Source organism: Streptomyces sp. NPDC003032 (assembly GCF_053591415.1).
Window position 1 is genome coordinate 56,302 of record NZ_JBSFTT010000003.1, and the last position, 26,688, is coordinate 82,989.

Genomic DNA, 26,688 nt, shown 5'->3' on the forward strand with positions numbered 1-26,688 from the left:
GTCTGGATGCACCGGCTGCTCCGCACATTCACGGCACTCACGGCCCTCACCGCCATCGGGCTGACGGCGGGCTGCTCGTCGGGGTCCGGGTCCGAGGCCGGGCCCGCCAGGTCCAAGGGCGCGGGTGTCGCCTCCGGCCCCTCGACCGCCGCCGCGAAGGCCCCGCCGAGCACGTTCTGGGTCGACCCCGAGAGCCCCGCGGCCCGCCAGGTCGAGGAGTGGGAGCAGCAGGGCCGCGCCCGGGACGCCGAGGCGCTCAGGCGGATCTCCGAGCAGCCCGTGGCCGTCTGGCCCGCCGGGGACGATCCGGCGCCCGACATCAGGGCGGCGGCCGAGGGCGCGGCGAAGGAGGGCCGTACGGCGGTGCTCGTCGCGTACAACATCCCGCACCGCGACTGCGGCCAGCACTCCGCGGGCGGCGCGAACAGCGCCGACTACTACCGGAACTGGGTGGACACCTTCGCCGACGCGATCGGTCCCGCCCCCGCCGTGGTCGTCCTCGAACCCGACGCCATCCCGCACATCGTGGACGGCTGCACCCCGGCCGAGTACCACGCGGACCGCTACCAGCTGCTCTCCGAGGCGATCCAGCGGCTCAAGCGGCAGCCGAAGGTGAAGGTGTACCTCGACGCCGGGAACCCCGGCTGGATCACCGACGCGCGCAAGCTCTCCGAGCCGCTCCTGAAGGCGGGCATCGCGCAGGCCGACGGCTTCTCGCTGAACGTCTCGAACTTCCAGAGCGACCAGGTCACCAAGGCGTACGGCCGCACGCTGTCGGCGGCGGTCGGCGGCAAGCACTTCGTCATGGACACCAGCCGCAACGGCAAGGGGCCGCTGTCGGGCGACCGGCAGGACGCCTGGTGCAACCCGCCGGGCCGCGGCCTCGGCACTCCGCCCACCGACCGTACGGGTGACCCGCTGCTCGACGCCGTCCTGTGGATCAAGCGTCCGGGCGACTCGGACGGCCCGTGCCGGGGCGGCCCGGCGGCGGGCCAGTGGTGGCCGGACTACGCCCTGGGCCTGGCGCGCAACGCCAAGGCGGCGTGAGGCACGAGGTCAGGCGGTCAGGCGGTCAGGCGGTCAGTCAGTCCTCCTGGCCCACGTGGATCCACTTCGCCTCCGATGACGTGCCGTCCGTGTCCGTGACGAACAGCATGTACCAGCCCGGCGGGACCAGCGCCGCGTCGTCCCGGGGGACGTGCACCGTCACCGCCCCCTGGCTCTTGCCGAGCCCCAGCGCGACCGAGCGCTGCTCGACGTCCGTCGTGTGCGTCACCGCGCTCGGCCGCATCAGGCGGGCGGAGGCGATCTTCTCGGGGTGGTCGGTGAGGAACGTCGCGCGGCCGTCCGCGGGCAGCTGCCGCGGGCCGTCGCCGAGCACCGGGCGGTTCTTGCCGCCCCGGTGCAGCGCCGGCGGCGTGAAGACCTCCATGCGCTGCTCGAAGTGGCCGAGCTTGGTGTTCTGCTCGTTGTCGAAGAGGGGGTCCGAGCCGAAGGTGACGACCCGGCCGTCGGGCAGGAGCAGCGCCTCGGAGTGGTAGTTGCGGCCCACCCTGGGCGACGCGGCCTCGCGGAAAGCGTTCGTCCTGGGGTCGTAGAACTGCGCCTTCAGGATGTTGCTGGCGCCGCGGCCCCGGTAGTCGGAGGAGCCGTTGGAGGTGAACACCGAGTCGTCCGGCATGATCACGCTGTTCAGATAGCGGGTGCCCCGCGGGAGCCGCGGTCCGGTCTTGAAGGACGGGTTCTCCTCCTTGAGGTCGATCACGGCCGTGCGGCGCGTCGCCTTGTCGGATTCGCCCACTCCCCCGCCGCCCATGATCATCACTTTCTGGTCCTGCGCGGGCGGCAGCAGCACGGACGCCGACGTCTCGGTCTGGTCGAGGTCGGTCAGCCCGGGGACCTTCTCGAACTTGTTCGTCTCCAGGTCCCACAGGCCCGGCTCACGGCCCTTCTCGGCGGGCCCGTAGCCCGCGTTGGACGCCGGGTAGAAGAGCTTGCCGCCCTTGGTGAGGAAGAGCGCGGGGTAGGTCGGGAAGTACCGCTTGGGGCCGTCCGTCCACTTCTTCGTCCTCGGGTCGTAGATCTCGTTGTCGCCGGGGTCGATCACGCCCACGTCGTCGAGCCCGGAGACCGCGAGCACCTTGCCGTCCTCCAGGCCGACCAGCGTCGGATACCAGCGGGCCTTCTTCATCGGGTCGACCTGGATGTACCGCTCGGCCCTCGGGTCGAACTCGTACGCGGCCTTGATCCCCTGGAAGTCCTGCTTCGCCATGTCGATCTTCTCGGCGATGCCGTACGTGTTGTCGGCCTCCTCGCCGGTCAGACCCTCGATCTCGTACTGCGCCGACCTGTCGTTGACCGACTGCTCGCCCGGTTCGAGCGCCTCGACGAAGACCCGCGCCTCGCTCGCCTTGATCTTCGTCTTCCAGGGCCGCATGGAACCGGACTTGGAGTACGTGATCTCGTAGTCCCGCTTGGCCTTCGGCACCTCGACGTCGAACTTGCTCTCGTACTCGATGCCGGAGGGCGAGCGGAACCGGGTGCCCTTCTTCAGGACCACCGGCCTGTCCGGGTTCTCGTTCTTCACCCGCATGCCGCCGCCGGCCCGCTCCACCTCGCCGTCGAGCAGTTCGTAGCGCGCGGTGCCGCCCGCCACCAGGAGGCGCCCGTCGGGGAGCTGGGCGTGCCCGGAGCAGAAGAAGTCCACGGGGGTGTCGACTTTCTTGAAGCTATTGTCCTTCGGGTCCCACAGGACCGTGTCGAACGACCCGGCGTCGAACTTCTTCTGCTCGTTGCCGGAGCCCGCGACGATCAGCACCTTGCCGGTGTGCAGGAGCGCGGCGTGGATGGCGTTGGTGCGGAACTCCTCGGGGATGTCGACCTGTTTCCAGGAGCCGTACCTCGCCTTGTAGCCGGGCCGGGAGATCTTGTACTCGTAGTACTGCTCCTCGGCGAAGGAGAGCGCGGCGGGAGCGTTCAGTCCGACGAGCAGCGCGCCGGCGCCGACTCCGATGAGTGTCTTCCTCGTACGTCTTGAGGGCCGGTAGGCCATGGGTGCCATGTGTCAGTTCCCTCCTGTCGTCGTGCCCGTGGCGAACGCCGGCTCGCCCTCCGCGTCCGGGGCGGGCTGCCCGGTCGGCTCCTCCCTCCGCTGCCTGACTTCCAGGGCCTCTCCGCGCTCCTTGCGCTCCTTTCGCTCCTTGGTGACGGTGAACGCCCATACCGCGACCGGCGCGAGGGAGATGGCCATCGCGAGGACCGCCCAGGTGCGCATCGCCACGTGTGTGTGGCCGAGCGCGAAGGAGGCGATCAGCGAGCCGGCGAGGAGCGCCGCCCAGAAGAGGTGGATACGGAAGGTCAGCAGCCGGTCGGGGCTCGCGTCGCCGCCCTTCGGCGTGACCACGAAGCGGCTCGGGCGGCGCACGACGGCCGCGCCGAGTGATTTGGCGTAGATGGGCGCGGAGAGCGCCGACATCGCCATGCCGGCGAGGCCTCCCGAGCCTTCGGGCTCGTGCGGGGAGACGTTGTGGCGGCGGTTCCAGAGGTAGAGGCCGATCTGGAGGGCGGCCGCGTCGCTGTAGAGCATCATCCAGACGGAGGCCGCGACCTGGGTCCCGGAAGCGCCGAACCACAGGAAGAGCGTGCAGCTCAATATCCCCAGCAGCCAGTTGACCGCCGTCATCGGGTAGTAGACGAGCATGAGCGTGTACGAGAAGAGACGGCCGGGCGGCATCGAGAGCGGCGCCTTCCAGTACTGCTTGAACAGCGTCTCGTACGTGCCGCGCGACCAGCGCATCTGCTGGGTGAAGAAGTCCGTCCACGAGGCCGGGCCCTCGCCGACGGCCAGCACGTCCGGGGTGTAGACCGAGCGCCAGTGCCGCTGGGTGGCCGGGTTGCGGCGGCGGTGCAGTTCGAAGCCGGTCGCCATGTCCTCGGTGATCGAGTCGTACAGGCCGCCTATCTGGGTGAGCGCGCTGACGCGTACGACGTTGTTGGTGCCGACGAACATGGGCGCCCGGTAGCGGTTGCCCGCGCGCTGGATGAGCGCGTGGAAGAGGAACTGCTGGGACTCGGCGGCCTTGGTGACAGGCGTCTCGTAGTTTCCGTAGACCTGCGGCCCGACGACGAACGCGACGTCCGGATCCCGGAAGTAGCCCATCATCCGCTCCAGGAAGTTGGGGAGCGGCACGTGGTCCGTGTCGACGGAGGCGAAGAAGTCGTACTCCGTGTGGTGCATCGCCAGCCAGGCGTTGTAGTTGCCGTGCTTGGTGCGGGCCTTGTGCGGGCCCTTGGCGCGGTTCCACTCCGGTACGCCGAGCCGGGTGAAGTGCCGGACGCCGAGCTCTTCGCAGAGGGCTTTGGCGTCGGGGCTGTTCCCCTCGTCCAGGAGCCACACGTCGAGGGGGCCGGTGTGGTGTATCCGGACGGCCCCCTCAAGGGTGGCCCGGACCATGGACAGCGGCTCTTTACCCGGGACGTACGTGGTCAGGAACGCGACGCGGGTGCCCTCCTCGGGGACCACCGGTACGGGGTCGCGCGCGACCATCGTGGCGTGCGCGATCGATATGACGTTGATCAGCATGAAGAGCTCGATCAGACCGATCGCCGCGAGCATCGTGATGTCGAGACCGATGAGCCAGCGTTCGCCGCCCTCGCGTTCGGTCCAGTGCGTGGGCCATACGAGGTAGACGAGCAGGAGCCCGGTGAGCAGGGGCGCCAGCGTCATCAGGAGCACGGCCCGTATTCGATGCGGCTCGGAGGCGAGAAGCTTGCGGTACCGGACCCGATAGCAGCCGTCGCCGTCTCCGCCGCCGTCCTCGCCGCCGCGCGGCTCGGTGAGCGGCCCGGCCAGCGTGCTGTGGGTGTCGTAGTCGTAGCCCTCCGGCTGCCGCACAGCGCCCTCCAGTGTTCTGGTGATCGAACGAGCCGATACCCCCACAAAAAGGGAGTTTCGTCAGCGTGTCGAACCGGGTGCGTCCGTGTGAGGGGTTTTTGGGGCGGGGGGTGGGGGTGGGGTTGCGGGGCGGGTAGTGGCGGGGGTAGGGCGGGGGGCCTGTCGGTGGGGGGGTGGGGGGTGGGGGGCGTCGTTGGCTGTGGTGCGCCTGCCGGCGGGGTGGGCGGGGCGTCGTTGGCTGCGGTGCGCCTGCGGGCGGGGTGGCTGGGGGCCTCGTTGGCTGTGGTGCGCCTGCCGACGGGGTGGGCGGGGCGCCTCGTTAGCTGCGGTGCGCCTGCCGACGGGGTGGGCGGGGGCCGCAGTGGTTGCGGTGCGCCTGCCGACGGGGTGGGCGGGGCCGTGGTGGGTGCGCCTGCGGGCGTGGGGCGGGCGGTGTCGTCGGTTTCGCCTGCGGGCGTGGGTGAAGCGGGGGCCGTCGTTGGCTGCGCCGCCTGCGTGGGTGGGGCGGGGCCGCGGCGGTATGTCCGTCCTCGCTATCTTGGCGCGGGCGCCTGTCCGCTTCGGCGCCCTGTGCTGCATCACTGTGCTCCGGGCGGACATACCGCCACGTCCCCTCCGGTCTCGCCGGCGGCTGCGGACCGGTGGGGCGGGCTGCCGCTGCTCCTACGTCGCCATGTCCGTCGCCGGGCAAACGGGTGGGTGGGTGGGAGACATCCGCCGCGAAGCGGCGGGCTTGGGTTCGGGCCTAGGGAGAAGACGGCACCGCCAGTCAAGGACGCGAGGACCGGCGGAGCCGGTGGCGGACGGCGCGTTGGGCGAGGGGGCCGAGATCCTCGACGGCGGTCACCAGGAGGGACAACTGCTCCAGAGCAGTGAGGGCCCGCTCCGTACCCACGGGGTCGACCCCTTCGTACAGCTCCATCCCGACGAAGGACGCCGCCACCGCCCGCGCAAGCCCCACCGCATCGGTGAACTCCCCGAGCGGCGAGTCGGAAAGAACCCGGACCAGGACCTTCTCGATCTCCTCGACCCAGAGCGCGAGCCCCGCCGCCGTGGCCACCGCCAGCCGAGGCTGCGTCTGCGCCCCCGCGAGCAACTGCCCAAGGACCGCGACATGCCCGGCGGCACGCTCCTCCTCGTGCACCTCCCGCCCGAAGGCGAGCAGTTCGGAGAGGGAGCCGATCTCGGAGAGGCGGTCCCGATACAGGGCCACCCGCTGCTCCGTCCCGTACCGGCACGCCGCCGCGAGCAGGTCGTCGACAGAGCCGAAGTGGTAGAAGACGAGCGCCTGGTTGACCCCGGCGGCCGCCGCGATGGTCCGCGCCGACGTCTTGGCGATGCCCTGCTCCGTGAGTGTCCGCAGCGCCCCTTCGAGGAGCTTGTCGCGGGTCTCCTGCCCCTTGGCGGGGTCCTTGGCCGCGCTCACGCCCGCGCCTCCTCGCGGACGGGCCGCAGCCCGGCCCGCACCCCGCACGCACGGACGTCCGTGTACGTCGCCGTGAAGGACCCCTCGTACCCGAAGAGCGGCCCGAAGCGCCGATTGACCACGCGGACCTGGATACGGAAGCGCCCGGCGGCCTCGTCGTAGGACTCCCGCACCTCGGCGTCACCCCCGATCAGCGACGGAACGCGGCAGTCCACCGGCCCCTCGCGGAACCGGTGCTCTCCGGAGCGGATCACGAGCGAGCCGTCGGGCTCGGCCCGGAAGTGCAGGTCGCTGGCGAGGTGCTGATGCGTGCCGAGGTAGTCGAGCACGCGGTCGCCCTTGGGGCTCAGGACCATCTGGGCGTCGAAGCGGCGGGACCCGCCGGGCAGGTCGAAGGTGCGCACGAAGCTCACCGTCTCACGGCCGTACGTGTCGACGTACGGCACGTTCTCGATCTTGAAGGGGACGTCGCGGCCCTGGCGCGGGACGAGGATGTTGCGGGTGCCGCCGACGGCGAGGAACGGCTTCACGAAGCCCCGGCCGTGCCAGATCCGGTCCATGACGCCCCGCCCGGTACAGGCCTCGCCGCTCTCCAGGCCGACGGAGAAGCGGCGGCGCAGCTGCGGGTGGAGCCGGTGGAAGTCGGCGCCCAGCACGGTTTCGAAGATCGACGTCATGAGCGCGGCTCCTTGGCGACGGCGAGGGTGGACAGGATGCGCGGGGCACGCGCGCGTGCCGGTGGGGTGCGCAGGCAGCGGCGGGCCGCCGGGGTGGTCGGCAGCGGCGGCAGGATCACCGCGAGCGCGGCGGCCGCGAGGGCCGTCATGGGGGCGAGGACGACCGCCGCCGCCACACAGAGAACGCGGAGGACGACGTCGGCGACGGCGTTCAGGAGCGCGCGCTCGGGGGTGATGCCGCGCTCCAGCCAGAGCCTGAGCCGGTCGAAGGACCAGGCCGTCGCCCACCCCATGAGGGGGCGGAAGCACACGCGGTCGGCGAGCGCGCCGAGGCGGCCCCAGCGCGGTCGGTAGTCGTACCCGGTGAGGAAGCGGACACCGTCACCGTCCGGCGCCGGTACGTAGCGCCAGTAGCCGCTGCCTTCTTCGAGGAGGGAGAGCGGGTGCGGTGAGGTGAAGCGCAGGGCGGACGTCCGGGTGCCGTCGGGGCGCCGCTTCTCGCCCGCACTGACTCCGGTGCCGGCGATCGTGAGGAAGGGCAGTACGCGCGTGGCGTACCGGAAGGGCTGCGGCTCGCCCTCCTCGCACGGCAGGTAGGCGATCTCGGTGAAGCGCAGGTCCCAGCGCTGGTGGTGGGCGGGCTCCTGGGTGTGCGACCAGAGGTCGTCGAGTTCGGCGCGTATCCGTGCCTCGATGTACAGGCTCACGGTAAACTCCCACGTCAGCGGCTTTTGAGCGACTGCTCAAAAAGAAGGTATCGGTGTTTGAGCAGTCGCTCAAGTCGGTGGCCACAGAAAAGCCCCCGCCCAGGAGGCGGGGGCTTCTCGAAGTCGCGGCGCGTAAGGCCGGCAGGCACTACGCGGAGAGGCGGCGCTCCACCGTCTCCACCTTGGAGGTGAGACCGTCCGTCACCCCGGGGCGGATGTCCGCCTTCATGACGACGGAGACGCGCGGCGCCCGCGCCTCCACCGCGGCGACGGCCCGCTTGACGACGTCCATCACCTCGTCCCACTCACCCTCGACGGAGGTGAACATGGCGTCGGTCCTGTTCGGCAGCCCCGACTCGCGGACGACACGGACGGCGTCGGCCACGTACTCGCCGACGTCCTCACCGACGCCGAGCGGGGTCACGGAGAAAGCGACGATCATGCGTTCACGATCCCTTCCTTGCGGGCGCGCGACGCGATCACCGCGGACTCGGCCTCCCGCTTGAGCTTGCGCTCGGCGAGCAGGCCGCCGAAGGGCGGGATCGCGAGCAGGAAGTAGACCGCCGCCTTCTGCCACGGCCACTTGGTCCGGTTCCAGGCGTCGAGCAGGAAGACGACGTAGAGGAGGAACAGGATCGCGTGGATCCACCCCATCACCGGGACGGCGTTGAACTCGGTGGTGCGCTTGAGCACCGAGCAGACCAGCAGGATCGGGAACGAGATGGCCTCCGGGATCGAGACCAGTCGGAGTCGGTGCAAGGCAGCGGCAGTCTTGATGTCCACGGGTCACCTTCGGTGAGGGGCGGGGCGGGGCGGGAAAGAGACGCACGCTCGGCGCGCCGATCTTGTGAACGCGCGCACAAGCGACCCCCATTGTGACATCGGGGAGTTCTCGGGGTTCGCTCAGGGGCCTTCACCCTGTTCTGGGCGGGTACGCGGCGGCTACCGTCGATTCGTGGCTACATTCCGGCTCCAAGGGAGCAGAGTGCTCGCCGTCGACATGACCGGCGACGCCGTGAAGGCGAAGAACGGCTCGATGGTCGCCTATGACGGCCAGCTGGCCTTCAAAAAGATGTCCGGCGGCGGCGAGGGCATCCGGGGCATGGTGACCCGCCGCGTCACCGGCGAGCAGATGACGGTGATGGAGGCGAAGGGGCACGGCACCTGCTGGTTCGCCGACCGCGCCACCGAGATCAACCTCGTGGAGCTGCGCGGCGAGAAGCTGTACGTGGAGGCGGGCAATCTGCTCTGCACCGACGCGGGGCTGCGCACCGGCACCAGCTTCACGGGGCTGCGCGGCGCGACGCAGGGGAACGGGCTGTTCACCACGACCGTCGAGGGGACGGGGCAGGCGGCGATCGTCTCCGACGGGCCCGCGGTGGTGCTGCGCGTCTCGCAGCAGTACCCCCTGACGGTCGACCCGGGGGCCTACATAGCCCATCAGGGGAACGTCCGCCAGAGCTTCCAGTCCGGCGTCACCTTCCGCACCTTCATGGGCGAGGGCGGCGGCGAGGCCTTCCAGATCCGCTTCGAGGGCGACGGCCTCGTCTACGTACAGCCCAGTGAGCGCACCACGATCGCGGGGGATGTCTGACATGCCCTTCCGGGAGATCAACTCGAAGATGGTCGAGGCGACGGTGGAGCCGGGCGCCAAGATCTTCAGCCAGCGCGGCGCCATGCTCGCCTACAAGGGAGATGTCTCCTTCACGCCCAACCTCCAGGGCGGCCAGGGCGGCCTGGCCTCCATGATCGGACGCCGGGTCGCGGGCGAGGCCACTCCTCTGATGACCGTGGAGGGCAGCGGCACGGTCCTGTTCGGGCACGGCGGTCACCACATCCAGGTGATCGGCCTCTCCGGAGACACCCTGTACGTGGAGGCGGACCGGCTCCTCGCCTTCGACGGCACCCTCCAGCAGGGCACGATGTTCATGGGCTCCCAGGGCGGCGTCATGGGCATGGTGCGCGGGCAGGTCACCGGCCAGGGCCTGTTCACCACGACCCTGAAGGGACACGGCGCGGTCGCCGTCATGGCGCACGGCGGCGTCATCGAGCTCCCGATCACCCCGCAGCGCCCGGTCCACGTCGACCCGCAGGCGTATGTCGCGCACCACGGCGACGTGCGCAACAGACTCTCCACGGCGCTCGGCTGGCGCGACATGGTGGGCCGCGGCTCCGGAGAGGCGTTCCAGCTGGAGCTGTCGGGAAGCGGCGCGGTGTACGTCCAGGCTTCGGAGGAGAAGCTGTGAACCCCAATGTCTCGACCCCGGCGGGCGCGCCCGCGGTCTTCGACCCCATGACGCTGCCGAGCGACGACAACGTCAACGCGTACACCTTCTGCGTGGAGCTCAAGGGAAGCCAGTGGTTCCTGCAGAAGGGCAAGATGATCGCCTACTACGGGCGGATCGACTTCAACGGCATCGGGCACGGCCGGCTGGACCGTCTGGTCCGGACCAGTTTTCATTCGCCGCTGCACGCAAGTGACTGGGTCGTGGCGGACGGCCAGGGCAAGATGCTCCTCGCCGACCGGGCCTTCGACGTCAATTCGTATGACCTGGATGAGGGCAACCTCACCATTCGCTCGGGCAACCTCCTCGCTTTTCAGCCAACTCTCGCGCTGAAGCAATCGATCGTTCCGGGCTTTCTGACGCTGATCGGAACCGGCAAGTTCGTGGCCGCGTCGAACGGCCCGGTGGTGTTCATGGAGCCGCCGATCCGGGTCGATCCACAGGCGCTCGTGGGCTGGGCGGACTGCCCTTCACCGTGTCATCACTACGACCACGGTTACCTCACCGGCGTGATCGGGGGCGTGCGGGCACTGACCGGCATCGGGGGCACCTCGGGAGAGGAGCACCAGTTCGAGTTCGTGGGCGCCGGCACCGTGCTGCTCCAGTCGACCGAGGCGCTCATACCCGAGCGGGCGGCGGGAGGGGTGCCGGACCAGGCCGGGGTACCGGGCGGGCGGAGCGCTCCCACTCCACCAGGGCACCAGTCCGGCGCACCGCGTCTTCCCGGACAACTGGGGGACCTCCAGCGTCGCTTCGGGCTGTGAGCGGTAGTCTGCGGAGTGTGACGGCGAACGCCTGTGCCCCTCCCCGTGATCAGGGGATGCGAGGCGCGTCACATCCCACCATTCGTTCACCTTTCAACTTCTTAGGTAGAATCGATTCCATGGAGACCGAGACGGCCCCGCAGTGGCTGACCGACGAGGAACAGTGCGCCTGGCGCACCCACGTGGAGGTCAACAGGATGCTGACATATCAGCTCGAAAAGGACCTTCAGCCGTTCAACCTGACCATGAACGACTACGACATTCTCGTGCATCTCTCAGAATCGGAAGACCTGCGGATGCGCATGAGTGATCTCGCCGCCGCGACCCTCCAGTCCAAGAGTCGCCTGTCGCACCAGATCACCCGCATGGAGAACGCGGGCCTGGTACGCCGTGAGAACTGCGAGTCCGACCGGCGCGGCCTCTACACCGTCCTCACCGACGAGGGCATGGAGACCATGCAGAAGGTCGCCCCGCACCACGTCGCCTCCGTGCGGCGGCACTTCGTCGACCTCGTCTCCCCCGAGGCGCTCGGCGAACTGCACAAGGCCCTGACCCCGATCGCGGAACATCTGCGCTCCCAGCGCGGCAAGCCCTGACCCGCTCCGCGTGACCGGCCGTGCCGTCCCTCAATCCGCCGACGACTGAGGGGTGGGCAGCCGGAGCTCGAAGAGCGCACCCCCGGACGGCGCCTCCCTGACCCCGAGCGTGCCGCCGTGCCGCGCCGCCACGTCCCGCGCGATCGCGAGGCCCAGACCGGCCCCGCCCTCGTCGCGGGTCCGCGCGTCGTCCAGGCGTACGAACCGCTCGAAGATCCGCTCCCGTTCGCTCGGGGGCACACCGCTTCCGTCGTCGGCCACTTCAAGGACCGCCCACGCGCCATCGGCCCGGGTGGTGACCGTGACACGGGAGCGGGCGTGCCGCTGCGCGTTGTTCACGAGGTTGCCGAGCACCCGCGCCAACTGGCCGCGGGAGCCCGTGACTTCGACGCTCTTCAGATCCATGTGTACGTCGACACGGTCCCGTGTGCGCTGCGAGAGCTCCTCGCGGACCAGGGCCGCCAGGTCGACGCGGCCCCCGCCGGGCTTCTCGCCCGCGTCGAGGCGGGCGAGCAGGAGCAGGTCGGCGGCGAGTTCCTGGAGCCGCACGGTGTCCTCGACCGCCCCGTCGACGTCCAGCAACTCCGGGTGCGCCGCGCCGACTTCGAGCTGGGTGCGGAGCGAAGCGATGGGGCTGCGCAGCTCGTGCGAGGCGTCCGCCACGAAGCGCCGCTGCCGCTCCACCGAGGTCTGCAGGGCGGTCAGCGTCTCGTTCGTGGTGCGGGCCAGGCGGGCGATCTCGTCGTGCGTGTCCGGCTCGGGCACGCGGCGCGCGAGGTCCTCCGACGCGGTGATCGCGGACATCTCCGCGGTGATGGCGGCCACCGGGCGCAGCGCGCGGCGCGTCACCAGCCAGGTGACGCCCGCGACGACACCGAGCAGCAGGGGGAAGCCGATCAGCATGGACGTCAGCGCCGTCGACACGGCGCTGCGTTCGTCGGAGAGCGAGCCGCCGGCGTAGACGGTGAGGTCGCCCTTGGTCTCCGTGCCGACCTCGACGGCGGCGAAGCGGTAGTCGGCGCTCTCGCCGTCGACGGTGGCGGACCCGTCGGTGTACTTGGCGTCGTCGTCGATCTCGCCGGACTCCCCCGGCTCGGCCTTCTCCGTCTCCGCGTCGTTCCCGGACGGCTTCGCGGCGCCGCCGCCGGGCTTGACCACGTCGGTCCCGGTGCCGCTGATCCGCTCCAGATCCTCGCTGGCCGCGACCACCTTCCCGTTCTCGTCGACCACTTGCACCGGTACCTCATCACCGTCCGGCAGGTCGAGATCGCCGTACGACCGGCCCGCCGCGAGCTGCGAGGCGACCTCACGGGCGGCGGAGTCCGCCCGGCCGTCCGCCTGGCCGGTGAGGTTGTCGCGCACCGAGAGCAGCACGGCGGCGCCCGCCGCGACCAGCGCGAGCGCCACGACCAGGCTCGCGCCGAGCGTGGCGCGGGCGCGCACGGAACCGAAGAAGCGCCTCATCGCGGGGCCTCCAGACGGTAACCGGCGCCGCGCACCGTCTTGATGAGGGCCGCACCCAGCTTGCGGCGCAGCGTGCTCACGTACACCTCGACGATGTTCGGGTCCCCCTCGTACGCGAAGTCCCAGACGTGCTCCAGGATGTCGCCCTTGGAGACGACCTCCCCGGCCCGCAGCACGAGCTGCTCCAGGACCGCGAACTCCTTGGCAGTGAGCGTGACTTCGTCCTCACCCCGGAAGACGCGGCGCGCGGCCGTGTCGACCTTCAGGTCGCCCAGGATGTGGACGGGCGAGGGGCCGCCGTTGCCGCGGCGGCGCAGCAGCGCCTTCACGCGGGCCACGAGCACGACGTACGAGAACGGCTTGGTGAGGTAGTCGTCGGCGCCCGTGTCCAGACCCTCCGCCTCGTCGTACTCGCCGTCCTTCGCGGTGAGCATCAGGATCGGCACGTCGTTGCCCGCGGCGCGCAGCGTCGAGCAGATGCGGTATCCGTTCATGCCCGGCAGCATGATGTCCAGGACGACCAGGTCGTACGTGCCCTCGCTCGCCCGGTGCAGTCCGTCGACGCCGTCGTGGACGACATCGACGGCGTAGCCCTCGGCGGTCAGGCCCTTGGCGAGCGACAGGGCCAGCCGCTTCTCGTCCTCCACGATCAACAAACGCATGCGTTCAGGGTCGCAGAGCGAACCTGAAGAGTTCTTCAGGCGGCTTCAGCTTCCGTTCAGCATCGTTCAGCCAGATTGGTCCTCGTCGAAAGCGAACGGCAGCGGCCCCCGGGCCGCCGCCGACCTCGCACCACCGTCTCGGGAGGAACTCCTCATGAAGCGCAACATCGTCATCGCCACCGTCGCCGCCGCGGCCCTGATCACGGGAGGCACCGCCACCGCCCTCGCGACCACCGGCGACGACGACAGCGCCGCCAAGCAGTCGAGCGTCCAGGTGAAGGACGACGACCGCAAGGATGACGACCGCACGGGTGACGACGACGACAGCCGCGACGACGCCACGGACAGCGACGACGCCGCGGAGAACACCGCCGAGGCCAAGGCCGCCAAGGTGACGGCCGCGGACGCCATCAAGGCGGCCCTCGCGAAGACCTCCGGCACCGCTGTCTCCGCCGAGCTCGACGAGGAGGACGGCGGCGTGGTCTGGGATGTCGACATCCTGAAGGGCAGCACCTGGCACAACGTCGAGGTCGACGCGGGCACCGGCAAGGTGCTCGGCACCTGGGTCGACAAGGACGACGAGGGTGACGACGACGCCGACGCCGCCCGGGTGAACTCCGCGCTCAAGGGCGCCGCCACCAGCGCCGAGGACGCCGCGCGCGCCGCCGCCGGCAAGGGCACGGTGACCTCCGTGGACCTGGACGACGACGGCACGGCGGGCGCCTGGGGCGTGGAGACGACGGGCGCCAAGGGCGCGGAGTCCGAGTGGAACGTCGACCTGAAGACCGGCAAGGTGTCCGCGGACCGCCACGACGACGACCGTGACGACCAGGACGCCGACGGCTCGGACGACTGACACGCAGCGTACGTACAACCGCCCCGGGGGCGGCGTCCAGGGACGCCGCCCCCGGGGCATTTCCGCGAAGCGGCGGCCCGGATCACCCCGAAGTAAGCCCCGCGACCAACTCGTCCGCGGCCGCGTAAGGATCAAGCTCCCCCGCGACGATCCGCTCCGCGAGCAAAGACAGCCGCCGATCCCCGTGCAGGGAGCCGATCCGCTCCCGCAGCGCGGTGACCGCGATCGTCTCGACCTCCCGCGAGGCACGGGAGACTCGCCGCTCGGCGAGGACCCCCCGCTCCTCCATCCACGCCCGATGCTTCTCCAGCGCCTCGACGACCTCGTCGATGCCCTCGCCCCGCGCCGCGACCGTCTTCACGATGGGCGGCCGCCAGTCCCCCGGCCCGCGGGACTCCCCGAGGCCGAGCATGTGGTTCAGCTCCCGCGCGGTCGCGTCCGCTCCGTCGCGGTCCGCCTTGTTGACGACGTACACATCGCCGATCTCCAGGATTCCGGCCTTGGCCGCCTGAATGCCGTCGCCCATGCCGGGGGCGAGCAGGACCACCGAGGTGTCCGCCTGCGAGGCGATGTCGACCTCGGACTGCCCGACGCCGACGGTCTCGACGAGCACCACGTCGCAGCCCGCCGCGTCCAGGACGCGGATCGCCTGCGGGGCGGCCCAGGCGAGCCCGCCGAGGTGGCCGCGCGTGGCCATGGAGCGGATGTAGACGCCGGGGTCGGACGCGTGGTCCGACATCCGCACCCGGTCGCCGAGGAGCGCGCCCCCGGAGAAGGGCGACGACGGGTCGACGGCGAGCACGCCGACCCGCTTACCGGCCCGGCGGTAGGCGCTCACCAGCGCGGACGTCGATGTCGACTTGCCGACACCGGGGGAACCCGTGAGCCCCACCACGTACGCGTGTCCCGCCAGCGGAGCAAGCGCCGCCATCACTTCGCGCAGCTGCGGCGACGCCCCCTCGACCAGTGAGATCAGCCGGGCCACGGCCCGCGGCCTGCCCTCGCGGGCCTGCGCCACCAGGGAGGGGACGTCCTGCATGAACAGCTCCGTTCGCTACGTACGACGTACGGGAAACCACGTACGGGACAGGGAAGGCCGCGGGCTCAGCCCTTGGCCACCTTGACGATGAGCGCGTCGCCCTGCCCGCCGCCCCCGCACAGCGCCGCCGCGCCCACGCCGCCGCCGCGGCGCTTCAGCTCCAGGGCGAGGTGCAGCACGACACGCGCGCCGGACATCCCGATCGGGTGACCCAGCGCGATGGCGCCGCCGTTGACGTTCACCTTTTCCGTGGACACTCCGAGGTCCTTCATTGACTGCACCGCGACGGCGGCGAAGGCCTCGTTGATCTCGATGAGGTCCAGGTCCGCGACGTCCAGGCCCTCCTTCTTCAGGGCGTGCCGGATGGCGTTGGACGGCTGGGACTGGAGCGAGTTGTCCGGGCCCGCCACATTGCCGTGGGCGCCGATCTCCGCGAGCCAGTCCAGGCCCAGCTCCTCGGCCTTGGCCTTGGACATGACGACGACCGCCGCCGCGCCGTCGGAGATCTGCGAGGCGGAGCCCGCCGTGATCGTGCCGTCCTTGGCGAAGGCGGGGCGCAGCTTGCCGAGGGACTCGGTGGTGGTCTCGGCGCGGATGCCCTCGTCCTTGGAGAAGAGCACCGGGTCGCCCTTGCGCTGCGGGATCTCGACCGGGGTGATCTCGGCCTCGAACAGGCCGTTCTTCTGCGCGGCGGCGGCCCGCCGGTGCGAGGCGGCGGCGATCTCGTCCTGCTCGGGGCGTGCGATGCCGAGGCGGCTGTTGTGCTTCTCGGTCGACTCGCCCATCGCGACGCCCTCGAAGGAGTCGGTCAGACCGTCGTACGCCATCGAGTCGAGCATCTCGATCGCGCCGTACTTGTAACCCTCGCGGGACTTGGGGAGCAGGTGCGGGGCGTTGCTCATCGACTCCTGGCCGCCGGCGACGACGATGTCGAACTCGCCGGCGCGGATCAGCTGGTCGGCGAGGGCGATCGCGTCGAGGCCCGAAAGGCACACCTTGTTGACGGTGAGCGCGGGGACGTTCATGGGGATGCCGGCCTTGACGGCGGCCTGGCGCGCCGGGATCTGCCCCGCCCCGGCCTGGAGGACCTGGCCCATGATCACGTACTGGACCTGGTCACCGCCGATGCCGGCGCGGTCGAGCGCGGCCTTGATCGCGAAGCCGCCCAGGTCCGCACCCGAGAAGGACTTCAGGGAGCCGAGGAGGCGGCCCATGGGCGTACGGGCGCCCGCGACGATCACTGAGGTGGTACCGGACGTTCGAGACATGTGCCACGGCCCCTTGGGAGGAGAAGTTAACGAGGGTTTATCTGAATGTACTGAGCGGTACCCCATGCGTCATCGGGCGGCGGGTGTGATCGCGCGCACGTTGCGTAATCACCGCATGAAGCGCTGCACTTGAACCATGCTGACGCGAATCGATCACATCGGGATCGCCTGTTTCGACCTCGACAAGACCGTCGAGTTCTACCGGAAGACGTACGGATTCACGGTCTTCCACTCCGAAGTCAACGAAGAGCAGGGCGTGCGCGAGGCCATGCTCAAGATCAATGAGACCAGTGACGGGGGCGCCTCCTACCTCCAGCTCCTGGAGCCCACGCGCGACGACTCCGCGGTCGGCAAATGGCTGGCCAAGAACGGTGAGGGCGTGCACCACATCGCCTTCGGCACGGCGGACGTGGACGGCGACGCAGCGGCCATCAAGGACAAGGGCGTACGCGTTCTGTACGACGAGCCGAGGATCGGTTCCATGGGGTCGCGCATCACGTTCCTCCACCCCAAGGACTGCCACGGCGTTCTCACGGAACTCGTCACTTCGGCGCCCTCCGAGTCACCGGAGCACTGACCTCCGTATATCTGGGCCGGTAGGGTTAGTGACTGGCCGTCCGAAGTCGGGGCGGCAGGCTGCCCGAAAGCTGGGTGGCCACGTACCGGGGTCCGGGTTTCGGGGGACGAGCGTCGGGGCAGCAACGCATGCTCCGCCGTTGATCTGACACCATTCCCCCGGGGGCCCCGTTCGGCGGATGAACGGGGCTCGTTGGAGAGACTTGCGACCAGGGGACGGATGGGACCGCGCAGTGCGGGGCTACGAACGCCAAGAGAACTCGCGGGCTGAGACCGACAGTCTTTCGCGGTTCGAGGCCGAGATGGACCGGCTGAAGACCGAGCGGGAGAAAGCCGTCCAGCACGCCGAGGACCTCGGCTACCAGGTCGAGGTGTTGCGCGCCAAGTTGCACGAGGCGCGCCGCAACCTCGCGAACCGTCCTGCCTACGACAGCGCGGACATCGGTTACCAGGCCGAGCAGCTGCTCCGTAACGCGCAGATCCAGGCCGAGCAGCTGCGCGCCGACGCCGAGCGCGAGCTGCGCGACGCCCGCGCGCAGACGCAGCGCATCCTCCAGGAGCACGCCGAGCAGCAGGCCCGGCTCCAGTCCGAGCTGCACGCCGAGGCCGTCTCGCGCCGACAGCAGCTCGACCAGGAGCTGGCCGAGCGCCGACAGACGGTCGAGTCGCACGTCAACGAGAACGTGGCGTGGGCCGAGCAGCTCCGCGCCCGTACCGAGCAGCAGGCCCGCCGTCTCCTGGACGAGTCGCGCGCCGAGGCCGAGCAGGCCCTGTCCGCCGCCCGCGCCGAGGCCGAGCGCGTCGCCGAGCAGGCCCGCCGGCGCCTGGCGAGCGACGCGGAGGCCGCCCGCGCCGAGGCCGAGGCCATCCTGCGCCGGGCCCGCACGGACGCCGAGCGCCTCCTGAACGCCGCCTCCACGCAGGCGCAGGAGGCCACCGACCACGCCGAGCAGCTGCGCTCCACCACGGCGACCGAGTCCGAGCAGGCCCGTCGGCAGGCCGCCGAGGCGAGCCGGGCCGCCGAGCAGCGCATGACCGAGGCGGACACGGCGCTGCGCGAGGCGCGGGCCGAGGCCGAGAAGGTGCTCGCCGAGGCCAAGGACACCGCGGGCAAGCAGCTCGCGGCCGCCGAGGCCGCGGGCGAGCAGCGCACGCGCACCGCCAAGGAGCAGGTCGCACGGCTCGTCAGCGAGGCCACCAAGGAGGCCGAGTCCGCCAAGTCCGAGGCGGAGCAGCTGATCGCCGACGCCCGCGCGGAGGCCGAGAAGCTCATCGCGGAAGCCGCCGAGAAGGCGCGCACGATCACCGCCGAGGAGACCGCGGGCCAGCTCGCGAAGGCCGCGCGGACGGCCGAGGAGGTCCTCGACAAGGCCTCGAAGAACGCCAAGGAGACCACGAAGGCCGCCACCGAGGAGGCCGAGCGGATCCGCTCCGAGGCGGAGACCGAGGCGGACCGGCTGCGCGCTCAGGCGCACGACATCGCCGAGGAGCTCAAGGGCGCGGCGAAGGACGACACCAAGGAGTACCGCGCCAAGACCGTCGAGCTGCAGGAGGAGGCGCGCAGGCTGCGCGGCGAGGCCGAGCAGCTGCGGGCCGACGCGGTCTCCGAGGGCGAGCGCATCCGGGGCGAGGCGCGGCGCGAGGCCGTCAAGGAGATCGAGGAGGCGGCCAAGTCCGCCGAGGAGCTGCTTGCCAAGGCGAAGGCCGACGCCGAGGAGCTGCGTACGGCCGCGACCGCCGAGAGCGAGCGGGTCCGCGCCGAGGCGGTCGAGCGCGCCACGACTCTGCGCACGCAGGCCGAGGAGACGCTGGAGCGCACCCGCGCGGAGGCCGAGCGGCACCGCGAGGAGACCGCCGAGCAGGCCGAGGCCACCAGGGCCGAGGCCGAGGAGGCCGCCCAGGCGCTGCGCGAGGAGACCGAGCGGGCCATAGCGGCGCGGCAGGCCGACGCCGCCGAGGAGCTGACGCGGCTTCACACGGAGGCCGAGGAGCGCCTGACCGCCGCCGAGGAGGCGCTGACCGACGCCCGCGCCGAGGCCGAGCGCATGCGCAAGGAGGCCACGGACGAGACGGACCGGCTGCGCACCGAGTCGGCCGAGCGGATTCGTACGCTCCAGTCGCAGGCGGAGGCCGAGGCCGAGCGGCTGCGCGATGAGGCCGCCGCCGATGCCTCGCAGGCCCGCGCGGAGGGCGAGTCCCTCGCCGTGCGGCTGCGTTCGGAGGCCGCGGCCGAGGCCGAGCGGCTCAAGACGGAGGCGCAGGAGTCCGCCGACCGGGTGCGCGCGGAGGCCGCCGCCGCCGCCGAGCGCGTCGGCACGGAGGCCGCCGAGGCGCTGGCCGCCGCGCAGGAGGAGGCGGTCCGCCGTCGCCGGGAGGCCGAGGAGACCCTCAACTCCGCGCGCGCCGAGGCCGACCAGGAGCGCGAGCGGGCCCGCGAGCAGAGCGAGGAGCTTCTCGCGTCCGCCCGTAAGCGCGTCGAGGAGGCGCAGGCGGAGGCCATCCGCCTCGTCGAGGAGGCCGACCGCCGCGCGACCGAGCTGGTCTCGGCCGCCGAGCAGCACGCCCAGTCCGTACGCGACTCCGTGGCCGGCCTGCACGAGGCGGCGCAGGAAGAGGTCGCGGGCCTGCGCTCGGCCGCCGAGCACGCCGCGGAGCGCACGAGGACGGAGGCGCAGGAGGAGGCCGACCGCGTCCGCGCCGACGCCCACGCCGAGCGGGAGCGCGCCGCGGAGGACGCCAACCGCACCCGGCGCGAGGCGGCGGAGGCGTCGGAGGCGGCCGAGGCCCTTGCGGAGCGCACGGTTTCGGACGCGATCGCTGAGGCCGAGCGGATGCGCTCGGACGCCTCTGAGCACGCCCAGCGGGTGCGCACGGAGGCCTCCGACACCATCGCGCAGGCCGAGCAGGACGCCGCCCGCACCCGGGCCGACGCCCGCGAGGACGCCAACCGCATCCGCAGCGACGCGGCGGGCCAGGCCGACACGCTGATCGGCGAGGCCCGCAGCGAGGCCGAGCGGCTGCAGAACGAGACGATCGCGGAGGCGGAGCGCCTCAAGGCGGAGTCCACGGCGGAGGCGGAGCAGCTCAGGGCCGACTCCACCGCGGAGGCCGAGCGCCTGCGCGCCGAGTCGACCGCCGAGGCCGAGCGCCTCAAGGCGGACACGGCGCGGGAGGCCGAGCGGCTGCGCGCCGAATCCACCGCCGAGGCGGAGCAGCTCAGGGCCGACTCCACCGCGGAGGCCGAGCGCCTGCGCGCCGAGTCGACCGCCGAGGCCGAGCGCCTCAAGGCAGACACGGCGCGGGAGGCCGAGCGGGTCCGCGCGGAGTCCGTGGCCAAGGCCGAGAAGCTCATCTCGGACGCTTCCGGCGACGCGGAGCGGCTGCGTGCCGATGCCGCGGAGGCGGTCAACTCCGCCCAGCAGCACGCCGAGCGGATCCGCAGCGAGTCCGAGCGGGTCAAGGCGGACGCGGCGCGGGAGGCCGAGCGGCTCACCGCCGAGGCGCGCGAGGAGGCCGAGCGCACCCTGGACGAGGCCCGCCAGGCCGCCAACAAGCGCCGTCAGGAAGCCGCCGAGCAGGTCGACACGCTCATCACGGAAGCGGCGGCCGAGGCCGAGAAGCTGACGTCGGACGCCCACCGGAAGGCCCTGAAGGCGACGGCGGACGCCGAGGCGCAGGCCGACACGATGGTCGGCGCGGCCCGCAAGGAGGCCGAGCGCCTGGTCGCCGAGGCGACGGTCGAGGGCAACACCCGGGTGGAGAAGGCACGTGCGGACGCGGACGAGCTGCTGGTCGGCGCCCGGCGTGACGCGACCGCCATAAGGGAGCGCTCCGAGGAGCAGCGGGACCGTATGACGGCCGAGATCGAGGAACTGCACGCCCGTGCGCGCCACGAGTCGGCCGAGGCGATGAAGTCGGCGGGCGAGCGCTGCGACGCGCTGGTGAAGGCGGCGGAGGAGCAGCTCGCGCAGGCGCAGGCGAAGGCGAAGGAGCTGCTCTCGGACGCCAACTCCGAGGCGGGCAAGGTCCGTATCGCCGCCGTGAAGAAGGCGGAGGCGCTGCTGAAGGAGGCCGAGACGAAGAAGGCCTCGCTGGTCGCCGAGGCCGAGCGGATCAAGGCCGATGCCGAGGCCGAGGCGGAGCGCACGGTCGAGGAGGGCAAGCGCGAGCTGGAGGTCCTGGTGCGGCGCCGCAAGGACATCAACACGGAGATCTCCCGGGTCCAGGACGTGCTGGAGGCGCTGGAGTCCTTCGAGGCTCCGACGGGCGGTGCGAAGACGCCGAACAGCGGTTCCGGCGCGGCGGGTGTCAAGGCGGGGGCCTCGGCCGGATCTACACGTTCGGGTGGCAAGACGTCAGAGAGCTAGCCAAAAAGGGCCTACCGTGATCCGAGAGGACCTTTGGCCCTGTCACTGGCAAGTCCTCTGACGTCTTGCCACTCAAAAGGGGTGTCATTCTCCAGATCAAACGGCCATCTGCTCGATGACACGCCGCCCGGACCCCTAGGATTCCCTCTATCACCTCACCGGTCTCATTCGACAGGAACCCCATGAGCGACACTTCCCCCTACGGCTTCGAGCTTGTGCGGCGTGGGTACGACCGCGCTCAGGTGGACGAACGTATCTCCAAGCTCGTCTCCGACCGTGACAACGCTCTTGCCCGTATCACTGCTCTGGAAAAGCGCATCGAGGAGCTGCACCTCGAGACGCAGAACGCCCAGGCCCAGGTCGCCGACGCCGAGCCGTCGTACGCCGGGCTCGGGGCGCGCGTCGAGAAGATCCTCCGCCTCGCCGAGGAGGAGGCGAAGGACCTGCGCGAGGAGGCCCGTCGCGCGGCCGAACAGCACCGCGAGCTGGCCGAGTCGGCCGCCCAGCAGGTACGCAACGACGCCGAGTCGTTCGCCTCCGAGCGCAAGGCCAAGGCCGAGGACGAGGGCGTCCGGATCGTCGAGAAGGCCAAGGGCGAGGCGAGCGCGCTGCGGGCCGAGGCCCAGAAGGACGCGCAGTCCAAGCGTGAGGAGGCGGACGCCCTCTTCGAGGAGACGCGCGCCAAGGCCGCCCAGGCCGCCGCCGACTTCGAGACGAACCTCGCCAAGCGGCGCGACCAGTCCGAGCGTGACCTGGCATCCCGTCAGGCCAAGGCGGAGAAGCGCCTCGCGGAGATCGAGCACCGGGCGGAGCAGCTGCGTCTGGAGGCGGAGAAGCTGCGGACCGACGCGGAGCGTCGCGCTCGCCAGACGGTGGAGACGGCTCAGCGTCAGGCCGAGGACATCGTCGCCGACGCGAACGCCAAGGCGGACCGTATCCGCTCGGAGTCCGAACGGGAGCTGGCGGCGCTCACGAACCGGCGTGACTCCATCAACGCGCAGCTCACCAATGTGCGTGAGATGTTGGCGACGCTCACCGGCGCGGCGGTCGCTGCCGCCGGGACGCCCGCGGAGGACGAGCCGATCTCTCGTGGGGTGCCTGCCCAGCAGACTCGCTGAGGTTGTGGGTCCAGGCCAAGCCCCCTGCCACCGCTGAGTGGCAGGGGGCTTTGTCGCGTTTTAGCGTTGCCGCATGATCGAGCTCTCGGGGCTGACCAAGCGGTACGGCGAGAAGGTGGCCGTCAACAACCTGACCTTCGCCGTCCACCCCGGCACCGTCACCGGCTTCCTCGGTCCGAACGGCGCGGGGAAGTCCACCACGATGCGCATGATGCTCGGGCTCGACAACCCGTCGGCCGGCGACGTCCGCATCGACGGCAAGCACTACTCCCAGCTGAAGAACCCCCTGAGGTGCATCGGCGCCCTCCTCGACGCCAAGGCCATGCACGGCGGGCGCAGCGCCTTCAACCACCTGCTCTGCCTCGCGCAGAGCAACGGCATCCCGCGCGGCCGCGTCGCCGAGGTCCTCGACACCGTCGGTCTCACCGCCGTCGCCAGGAAGAAGGCCAAGGGCTTCTCGCTCGGCATGGGCCAGCGCCTCGGCATCGCGGGCGCGCTGCTCGGCGACCCCGAGATCCTGATGTTCGACGAGCCGGTCAACGGCCTCGACCCCGAGGGCATCCACTGGATCAGGAACCTCATGAAATCCCTGGCCTCACAAGGGCGTACGGTCTTCGTCTCCTCGCACCTGATGAGCGAGATGGCTCTCACCGCCGACCATCTCGTCGTCATCGGCCAGGGCCGCCTCCTCGCCGACACGTCGATGTCCGACTTCATCCGGCAGAACTCACGGTCGTACGTCCGACTGCGCTCCCCGGAGCGCGAGCGCCTCGTGGACGTCCTGCGGCAGGCGGGCGTCACCGCCGCCGAGGCTCGGGACGGCGCCCTCGAAGTGGACGGCGTCGCATCCGAACAGCTCGGTGAACTCGCCGCGCGCCACCAGCTCGTACTCCATGAGCTGAGCCCCCAGCAGGCCTCCCTGGAAGAGGCGTTCATGCGGCTCACCGCGGAGTCGGTCGAGTACCACGCGCACTCCGACCACGCCGGAAGGGGGCCTGAGGGATGGCCGCGGCACAGGTACTGAGGTCGGAGTGGACCAAGATCCGCTCGGTCTCCTCGACCGTGTGGACGCTCGGCCTCGCCGTCGTCCTCACGATCGCGCTCGGGGCACTGATCAGCATCCTGTCCAAGGACGACTACGACGGCCTGGACGCCAGGGACAAGCTGACCTTCGACCCGACCTACATCAGCTTCTCCGGGATGTCCCTCGGTCAGCTCGCGATGATCGTCTTCGGGGTGCTCGTCGTCTCCAACGAGTACAGCACCGGGATGATCCGCACCTCGCTCGCGGCGGTCCCGCAGCGCGGCACGTTCCTGTTCGGCAAGCTCCTCGTGGCCACGCTGCTCGCCTTCGTCGTGAGCCTGGCGACCAGCTTTCTCGCGTTCTTCGTGGGGCAGGCCGTGCTCGGCCCGTACAGGGCGGAGATCGGTGACCCGGGCGTGCTGCGGGCCGTCATCGGCGGCGCGCTCTACATGACGCTCATCGCGATGTTCTCGATGGGCGTGGCGGCGATGCTGCGCAGCCCGATGCTGTCGCTGGGCATCCTGATGCCGTTCTTCTTCCTCATCTCCAGCATCCTCGGCAACGTATCGGCCACGGAGAAGATCGGCCGCTACCTGCCCGACCAGGCCGGCAGCGAGATCATGCAGGTCAAGACGCCGTTCGACGACGACACCCCGTACGGGCCCTGGGGCGGGCTCGCGATCATGGTGGTGTGGGTGGTCGTGGCGCTGCTCGGTGGGTACGTAACGCTGAAGAAGCGGGACGCGTAGGCGCGCGTGCGGAGACGTGAGTGCGTAGACGCGGGTGCGGAAGGGCGAGCGCGGAGGGACATGTGACAGCGCGGGACCGCGGGCTCGCCGCGCTCGGACCGGACGGCGTGCCCGCGCTGCGGCCCCTCACCTATCCCGGTCTCCCCGTCGCCGCGCCCGCCCTGCTGACCGGGGCCGAGCTGCTGCCGCTCGCGGTACGGCCGGGCGGCGCGCTCGGCGCGTGGTCCGTCGGCGGGGAGCTGCCGCTCGACGAAGCCCTCGCCCGGCTCGGGCAGTCGCCCCTCGGCCGCCGCAGCCCCGTCATCGCCGTCGGCTCGAACGCCTCCGCCGGGCAGATCGCGCACAAGCTGGCCCGGCACGGCGTCCCGGCGGCCGTGCCCATGGTCCCCGTGCGGGTCCGCGGCATCGGCATCGGCTGCTCGGCGCACATCGGCCGCGCAGGATACGTGGCGGCCGCCCCCTACCCGGACCCGGCGGCCGAGGCCACGCTGGTCGTCTCCTGGCTGGACGCGCCACAGCTCGCCGCCATCGACGCCACGGAGCTGCCCAACTACCGGCGGGCCCTGCTGCCGGGCGAGGCGTACGGGATGACCCTGCCGTCCGGTGAGCCGCTCGGCGAGGCGTCCCTGTACGTCAGCGTGCGCGGCGTTCTCGCCGACCCGGCGACCGGACTGCCCCGGCCGGGCCGCGGCGACCAGGCGGCGCTCCTCGGCGCCCTGCTCGACGCCTCTCCGCGGCTGCGCGCGCTGCTCGGGCCCGACCCGGCGGTCTGGGTGCGGCGGGCGGCCGCCGACGCCGCGCTGCGGGCCCTGGGCACGCGCCTGTTCGTGGAGGAGGGCTGGGTGCTGCCCTGGACGGACCTCCCGGCCCCGCCCCCGCCACCGCCCCCGCCGTCCCTGTGAACCCGGCGGCTTTACTCGCTCTTGGCTGGAACCGTCAGCTCCCCGTTATCCTCCTAACCCTTACGGGGGCGTGTGCCCCGACGTCCTGAACCATTCGATGGGTGCGGAGAATGATCGAGGCAGTCGGCCTGACGAAGCGCTATGGCGCCAAGACAGCCGTGTACAACCTTTCCTTCCAGGTGCGGCCCGGTACCGTCACCGGCTTCCTCGGGCCCAACGGCTCCGGCAAGTCGACGACGATGCGCATGATCCTCGGGCTCGACACCCCCACCACGGGGCAGGTGACGATCGGCGGTTACCCGTACCGCAAACTCCCCAACGCCCCGCGTCAGGTCGGCGCCCTGCTCGACGCCAAGGCGGTGCACGGCGGCCGGCACGCCCGCAACCACCTGCTCTGCCTCGCGCAGCTCTCCGGCATCCCGGCCCGCAGGGTCGACGAGGTGCTCGGTGTCGTGGGTCTCCAGGAGGTGGCGAAGAAGCGCTCCAAGGGCTTCTCGCTCGGCATGGGCCAGCGCCTCGGCATCGCGGCGGCGCTCCTCGGCGACCCGCAGGTGCTGCTCTTCGACGAGCCGGTCAACGGCCTCGACCCCGAGGGCATCCTCTGGGTCCGCAACCTGATGAAGTCGCTCGCGGCCGAGGGGCGCACGGTCTTCGTGTCGTCCCACCTGATGAGCGAGATGGCGCTCACCGCCGAGCACCTGATCGTGATCGGCCGCGGCCAGCTGCTCGCCGACATGAGCGTGAGGGACTTCATCTCGGCGAACTCCGCCGACTTCGCGCGCGTACGCACGCCGGAGAGCGAGCCCCAGCAGCGCGAGAAGCTGACGGCCGCGCTGACCGAGGCGGGCGGCCAGGTGATGCCCGAGCAGGACGGCGCGCTGCGCGTGCTCGGGCTGCCGCTGCCCCGCATCAGCGACCTCGCGCACGGCGCGGACGTCCGCCTGTGGGAGCTCTCGCCGCACCAGGCCTCGCTGGAGGAGGCGTACATGCGGATGACGCAGGGCGCCGTCGACTACCGCTCCACGGTCGACCAGCGCGCGGGCCTCCAGGAGCCGGTGCAGCCCGGCGCCATGCCCCCCGGCCTGCCGCCGCAGGGACAACCGCCGGTGCCCGGCCAGGGCCAGCACGGATGGTACGCGCCGCCGCCGCCCCAGCAGGGTGGCCAGCCCTTCGCGATGCCGCAGCAGCCGCAGCAGCCGGCCTCCCCCGCCCCCGCCTCCGCGCCCGAGATGACCAAGCGCGCCAACGACAACGAGGATGCCCCCCGATGACCACGCCTCCGACTCCGCAGCAGCAGCCGCAGGCGCAGCAGGC

24 protein-coding genes are annotated in these 26,688 nt (G+C 71.2%); 13 read left to right on the forward strand and 11 right to left on the reverse strand.

Annotation, left to right across the window (positions count from 1 at the left end; genetic code table 11):
• The first annotated feature begins 6 nt into the window (after positions 1-6).
• Positions 7-1,047 (forward strand): glycoside hydrolase family 6 protein, encoded by a 1,041-nt coding sequence (locus tag ACWDZ7_RS04835; RefSeq protein WP_451794886.1) that lies wholly within the window; start codon positions 7-9, stop codon positions 1,045-1,047.
• 37 nt (positions 1,048-1,084) lie between these two features.
• Here ACWDZ7_RS04835 and ACWDZ7_RS04840 read toward each other — a convergent pair whose 3' ends face one another.
• The 7 genes from ACWDZ7_RS04840 to ACWDZ7_RS04870 all read right to left on the reverse strand — a co-directional run bounded on the left by ACWDZ7_RS04840 (position 1,085) and on the right by ACWDZ7_RS04870 (position 8,487).
• The gene (locus ACWDZ7_RS04840) at positions 1,085-3,052 is read right to left on the reverse strand and encodes a galactose oxidase-like domain-containing protein (RefSeq protein ID WP_451795355.1); all 1,968 of its coding nucleotides are present in this window, start codon (positions 3,050-3,052) and stop codon (positions 1,085-1,087) included.
• Between the two features lie 12 nt (positions 3,053-3,064).
• On the reverse strand, positions 3,065-4,939 hold the full coding sequence (locus tag ACWDZ7_RS04845) for a glycosyltransferase family 2 protein (protein WP_451794888.1): 1,875 nt from the start codon (positions 4,937-4,939) through the stop codon (positions 3,065-3,067).
• Between the two features lie 724 nt (positions 4,940-5,663).
• Complete coding sequence (locus ACWDZ7_RS04850; protein ID WP_451794890.1) at positions 5,664-6,320, reverse strand: TetR/AcrR family transcriptional regulator; 657 nt, start codon at positions 6,318-6,320, stop codon at positions 5,664-5,666.
• Complete coding sequence (locus ACWDZ7_RS04855; protein ID WP_451794891.1) at positions 6,317-6,997, reverse strand: DUF4166 domain-containing protein; 681 nt, start codon at positions 6,995-6,997, stop codon at positions 6,317-6,319. Before ACWDZ7_RS04855 ends, ACWDZ7_RS04850 begins: the two co-directional genes overlap by 4 nt.
• Positions 6,994-7,704: a hypothetical protein gene (locus ACWDZ7_RS04860; protein WP_451794892.1), complete on the reverse strand. Its 711-nt coding sequence runs from the start codon at positions 7,702-7,704 to the stop codon at positions 6,994-6,996. The genes ACWDZ7_RS04855 and ACWDZ7_RS04860 overlap by 4 nt, the downstream gene beginning before the upstream one ends.
• 148 nt (positions 7,705-7,852) lie before the next feature.
• Positions 7,853-8,146 carry an MTH1187 family thiamine-binding protein gene (locus ACWDZ7_RS04865; RefSeq protein ID WP_451794893.1) on the reverse strand — a complete coding sequence of 98 codons (294 nt, stop codon included), beginning with the start codon at positions 8,144-8,146 and terminating at the stop codon, positions 7,853-7,855.
• The gene (locus ACWDZ7_RS04870; protein ID WP_451794894.1) at positions 8,143-8,487 is read right to left on the reverse strand and encodes a DUF3817 domain-containing protein; all 345 of its coding nucleotides are present in this window, start codon (positions 8,485-8,487) and stop codon (positions 8,143-8,145) included. Before ACWDZ7_RS04870 ends, ACWDZ7_RS04865 begins: the two co-directional genes overlap by 4 nt.
• Before the next feature lie 172 nt (positions 8,488-8,659).
• Between ACWDZ7_RS04870 and ACWDZ7_RS04875 the strand changes: the two genes are divergently transcribed.
• From ACWDZ7_RS04875 to ACWDZ7_RS04890, 4 genes are all read left to right on the forward strand, one after another.
• The gene (locus ACWDZ7_RS04875) at positions 8,660-9,298 is read left to right on the forward strand and encodes an AIM24 family protein (protein WP_451794896.1); all 639 of its coding nucleotides are present in this window, start codon (positions 8,660-8,662) and stop codon (positions 9,296-9,298) included.
• Position 9,299: 1 nt separating this feature from the next.
• Positions 9,300-9,950, forward strand: coding sequence for an AIM24 family protein (locus ACWDZ7_RS04880; protein ID WP_451795357.1), 651 nt, complete (start codon positions 9,300-9,302; stop codon positions 9,948-9,950).
• Positions 9,951-9,997: 47 nt separating this feature from the next.
• Positions 9,998-10,753 carry an AIM24 family protein gene (locus ACWDZ7_RS04885; RefSeq protein ID WP_451794897.1) on the forward strand — a complete coding sequence of 252 codons (756 nt, stop codon included), beginning with the start codon at positions 9,998-10,000 and terminating at the stop codon, positions 10,751-10,753.
• A gap of 119 nt (positions 10,754-10,872) precedes the next feature.
• Positions 10,873-11,349 carry a MarR family winged helix-turn-helix transcriptional regulator gene (locus ACWDZ7_RS04890; RefSeq protein WP_451794898.1) on the forward strand — a complete coding sequence of 159 codons (477 nt, stop codon included), beginning with the start codon at positions 10,873-10,875 and terminating at the stop codon, positions 11,347-11,349.
• A gap of 30 nt (positions 11,350-11,379) precedes the next feature.
• Here the strand turns inward: ACWDZ7_RS04890 and ACWDZ7_RS04895 are convergent, their stop codons facing one another.
• Together ACWDZ7_RS04895 and ACWDZ7_RS04900 are read right to left on the reverse strand one after the other, a co-directional pair.
• Positions 11,380-12,813 carry a sensor histidine kinase gene (locus tag ACWDZ7_RS04895; RefSeq protein WP_451794900.1) on the reverse strand — a complete coding sequence of 478 codons (1,434 nt, stop codon included), beginning with the start codon at positions 12,811-12,813 and terminating at the stop codon, positions 11,380-11,382.
• On the reverse strand, positions 12,810-13,475 hold the full coding sequence (locus ACWDZ7_RS04900; RefSeq protein ID WP_451794901.1) for a response regulator transcription factor: 666 nt from the start codon (positions 13,473-13,475) through the stop codon (positions 12,810-12,812). Before ACWDZ7_RS04900 ends, ACWDZ7_RS04895 begins: the two co-directional genes overlap by 4 nt.
• A 154-nt stretch (positions 13,476-13,629) precedes the next feature.
• Between ACWDZ7_RS04900 and ACWDZ7_RS04905 the strand changes: the two genes are divergently transcribed.
• Positions 13,630-14,331, forward strand: a complete 702-nt coding sequence (locus tag ACWDZ7_RS04905; protein WP_451794902.1) for a PepSY domain-containing protein — start codon at positions 13,630-13,632, stop codon at positions 14,329-14,331.
• Between the two features lie 82 nt (positions 14,332-14,413).
• Here ACWDZ7_RS04905 and meaB read toward each other — a convergent pair whose 3' ends face one another.
• Both meaB and ACWDZ7_RS04915 read right to left on the reverse strand, forming a co-directional pair.
• Positions 14,414-15,370, reverse strand: a complete 957-nt coding sequence (meaB, locus tag ACWDZ7_RS04910) for a methylmalonyl Co-A mutase-associated GTPase MeaB (RefSeq protein WP_451512838.1) — start codon at positions 15,368-15,370, stop codon at positions 14,414-14,416.
• A 65-nt stretch (positions 15,371-15,435) separates the two neighbouring features.
• Complete coding sequence (locus ACWDZ7_RS04915) at positions 15,436-16,638, reverse strand: acetyl-CoA C-acetyltransferase (RefSeq protein WP_451794904.1); 1,203 nt, start codon at positions 16,636-16,638, stop codon at positions 15,436-15,438.
• Between the two features lie 136 nt (positions 16,639-16,774).
• Between ACWDZ7_RS04915 and mce the strand changes: the two genes are divergently transcribed.
• The 7 genes from mce (at position 16,775) to ACWDZ7_RS04950 (ending at position 26,645) form a co-directional block, all read left to right on the forward strand.
• Positions 16,775-17,215, forward strand: coding sequence for a methylmalonyl-CoA epimerase (gene mce / locus ACWDZ7_RS04920; RefSeq protein WP_451794905.1), 441 nt, complete (start codon positions 16,775-16,777; stop codon positions 17,213-17,215).
• A 232-nt stretch (positions 17,216-17,447) separates the two neighbouring features.
• Positions 17,448-21,581 (forward strand): polarized growth protein Scy, encoded by a 4,134-nt coding sequence (gene scy / locus ACWDZ7_RS04925; RefSeq protein ID WP_451794906.1) that lies wholly within the window; start codon positions 17,448-17,450, stop codon positions 21,579-21,581.
• Positions 21,582-21,763: 182 nt separating this feature from the next.
• Positions 21,764-22,699: a cellulose-binding protein gene (locus ACWDZ7_RS04930; RefSeq protein ID WP_451512834.1), complete on the forward strand. Its 936-nt coding sequence runs from the start codon at positions 21,764-21,766 to the stop codon at positions 22,697-22,699.
• A 73-nt stretch (positions 22,700-22,772) separates the two neighbouring features.
• On the forward strand, positions 22,773-23,723 hold the full coding sequence (locus tag ACWDZ7_RS04935) for an ABC transporter ATP-binding protein (protein WP_451794907.1): 951 nt from the start codon (positions 22,773-22,775) through the stop codon (positions 23,721-23,723).
• Positions 23,702-24,472, forward strand: a complete 771-nt coding sequence (locus ACWDZ7_RS04940) for an ABC transporter permease (protein ID WP_451794908.1) — start codon at positions 23,702-23,704, stop codon at positions 24,470-24,472. The genes ACWDZ7_RS04935 and ACWDZ7_RS04940 overlap by 22 nt, the downstream gene beginning before the upstream one ends.
• Positions 24,473-24,534: 62 nt before the next feature.
• The gene (locus ACWDZ7_RS04945) at positions 24,535-25,374 is read left to right on the forward strand and encodes a hypothetical protein (RefSeq protein WP_451794910.1); all 840 of its coding nucleotides are present in this window, start codon (positions 24,535-24,537) and stop codon (positions 25,372-25,374) included.
• A gap of 110 nt (positions 25,375-25,484) precedes the next feature.
• Positions 25,485-26,645 carry an ATP-binding cassette domain-containing protein gene (locus ACWDZ7_RS04950; RefSeq protein ID WP_451794911.1) on the forward strand — a complete coding sequence of 387 codons (1,161 nt, stop codon included), beginning with the start codon at positions 25,485-25,487 and terminating at the stop codon, positions 26,643-26,645.
• Positions 26,646-26,688: the final 43 nt, after the last annotated feature.

Bases quoted from the DNA above. Each gene is read 5' to 3' on its own strand.
- ACWDZ7_RS04835 (WP_451794886.1), top strand. From the start codon at position 7: ATGCACCGGCTGCTCCGCACATTCACGGCACTCACGGCCCTCACCGCC.
- ACWDZ7_RS04890 (WP_451794898.1), top strand. From the start codon at position 10,873: ATGGAGACCGAGACGGCCCCGCAGTGGCTGACCGACGAGGAACAGTGC.
- ACWDZ7_RS04905 (WP_451794902.1), top strand. From the start codon at position 13,630: ATGAAGCGCAACATCGTCATCGCCACCGTCGCCGCCGCGGCCCTGATC.
- ACWDZ7_RS04840 (WP_451795355.1), bottom strand. From the start codon at position 3,052: ATGGCCTACCGGCCCTCAAGACGTACGAGGAAGACACTCATCGGAGTC.
- ACWDZ7_RS04915 (WP_451794904.1), bottom strand. From the start codon at position 16,638: ATGTCTCGAACGTCCGGTACCACCTCAGTGATCGTCGCGGGCGCCCGT.
- ACWDZ7_RS04940 (WP_451794908.1), top strand. From the start codon at position 23,702: ATGGCCGCGGCACAGGTACTGAGGTCGGAGTGGACCAAGATCCGCTCG.
- meaB (WP_451512838.1), bottom strand. From the start codon at position 15,370: ATGCAGGACGTCCCCTCCCTGGTGGCGCAGGCCCGCGAGGGCAGGCCG.
- ACWDZ7_RS04855 (WP_451794891.1), bottom strand. From the start codon at position 6,997: ATGACGTCGATCTTCGAAACCGTGCTGGGCGCCGACTTCCACCGGCTC.
- ACWDZ7_RS04885 (WP_451794897.1), top strand. From the start codon at position 9,998: ATGACGCTGCCGAGCGACGACAACGTCAACGCGTACACCTTCTGCGTG.
- ACWDZ7_RS04895 (WP_451794900.1), bottom strand. From the start codon at position 12,813: ATGAGGCGCTTCTTCGGTTCCGTGCGCGCCCGCGCCACGCTCGGCGCG.
- ACWDZ7_RS04935 (WP_451794907.1), top strand. From the start codon at position 22,773: ATGATCGAGCTCTCGGGGCTGACCAAGCGGTACGGCGAGAAGGTGGCC.
- ACWDZ7_RS04930 (WP_451512834.1), top strand. From the start codon at position 21,764: ATGAGCGACACTTCCCCCTACGGCTTCGAGCTTGTGCGGCGTGGGTAC.
- ACWDZ7_RS04950 (WP_451794911.1), top strand. From the start codon at position 25,485: ATGATCGAGGCAGTCGGCCTGACGAAGCGCTATGGCGCCAAGACAGCC.
- ACWDZ7_RS04865 (WP_451794893.1), bottom strand. From the start codon at position 8,146: ATGATCGTCGCTTTCTCCGTGACCCCGCTCGGCGTCGGTGAGGACGTC.
- ACWDZ7_RS04880 (WP_451795357.1), top strand. From the start codon at position 9,300: ATGCCCTTCCGGGAGATCAACTCGAAGATGGTCGAGGCGACGGTGGAG.
- ACWDZ7_RS04900 (WP_451794901.1), bottom strand. From the start codon at position 13,475: ATGCGTTTGTTGATCGTGGAGGACGAGAAGCGGCTGGCCCTGTCGCTC.
- mce (WP_451794905.1), top strand. From the start codon at position 16,775: ATGCTGACGCGAATCGATCACATCGGGATCGCCTGTTTCGACCTCGAC.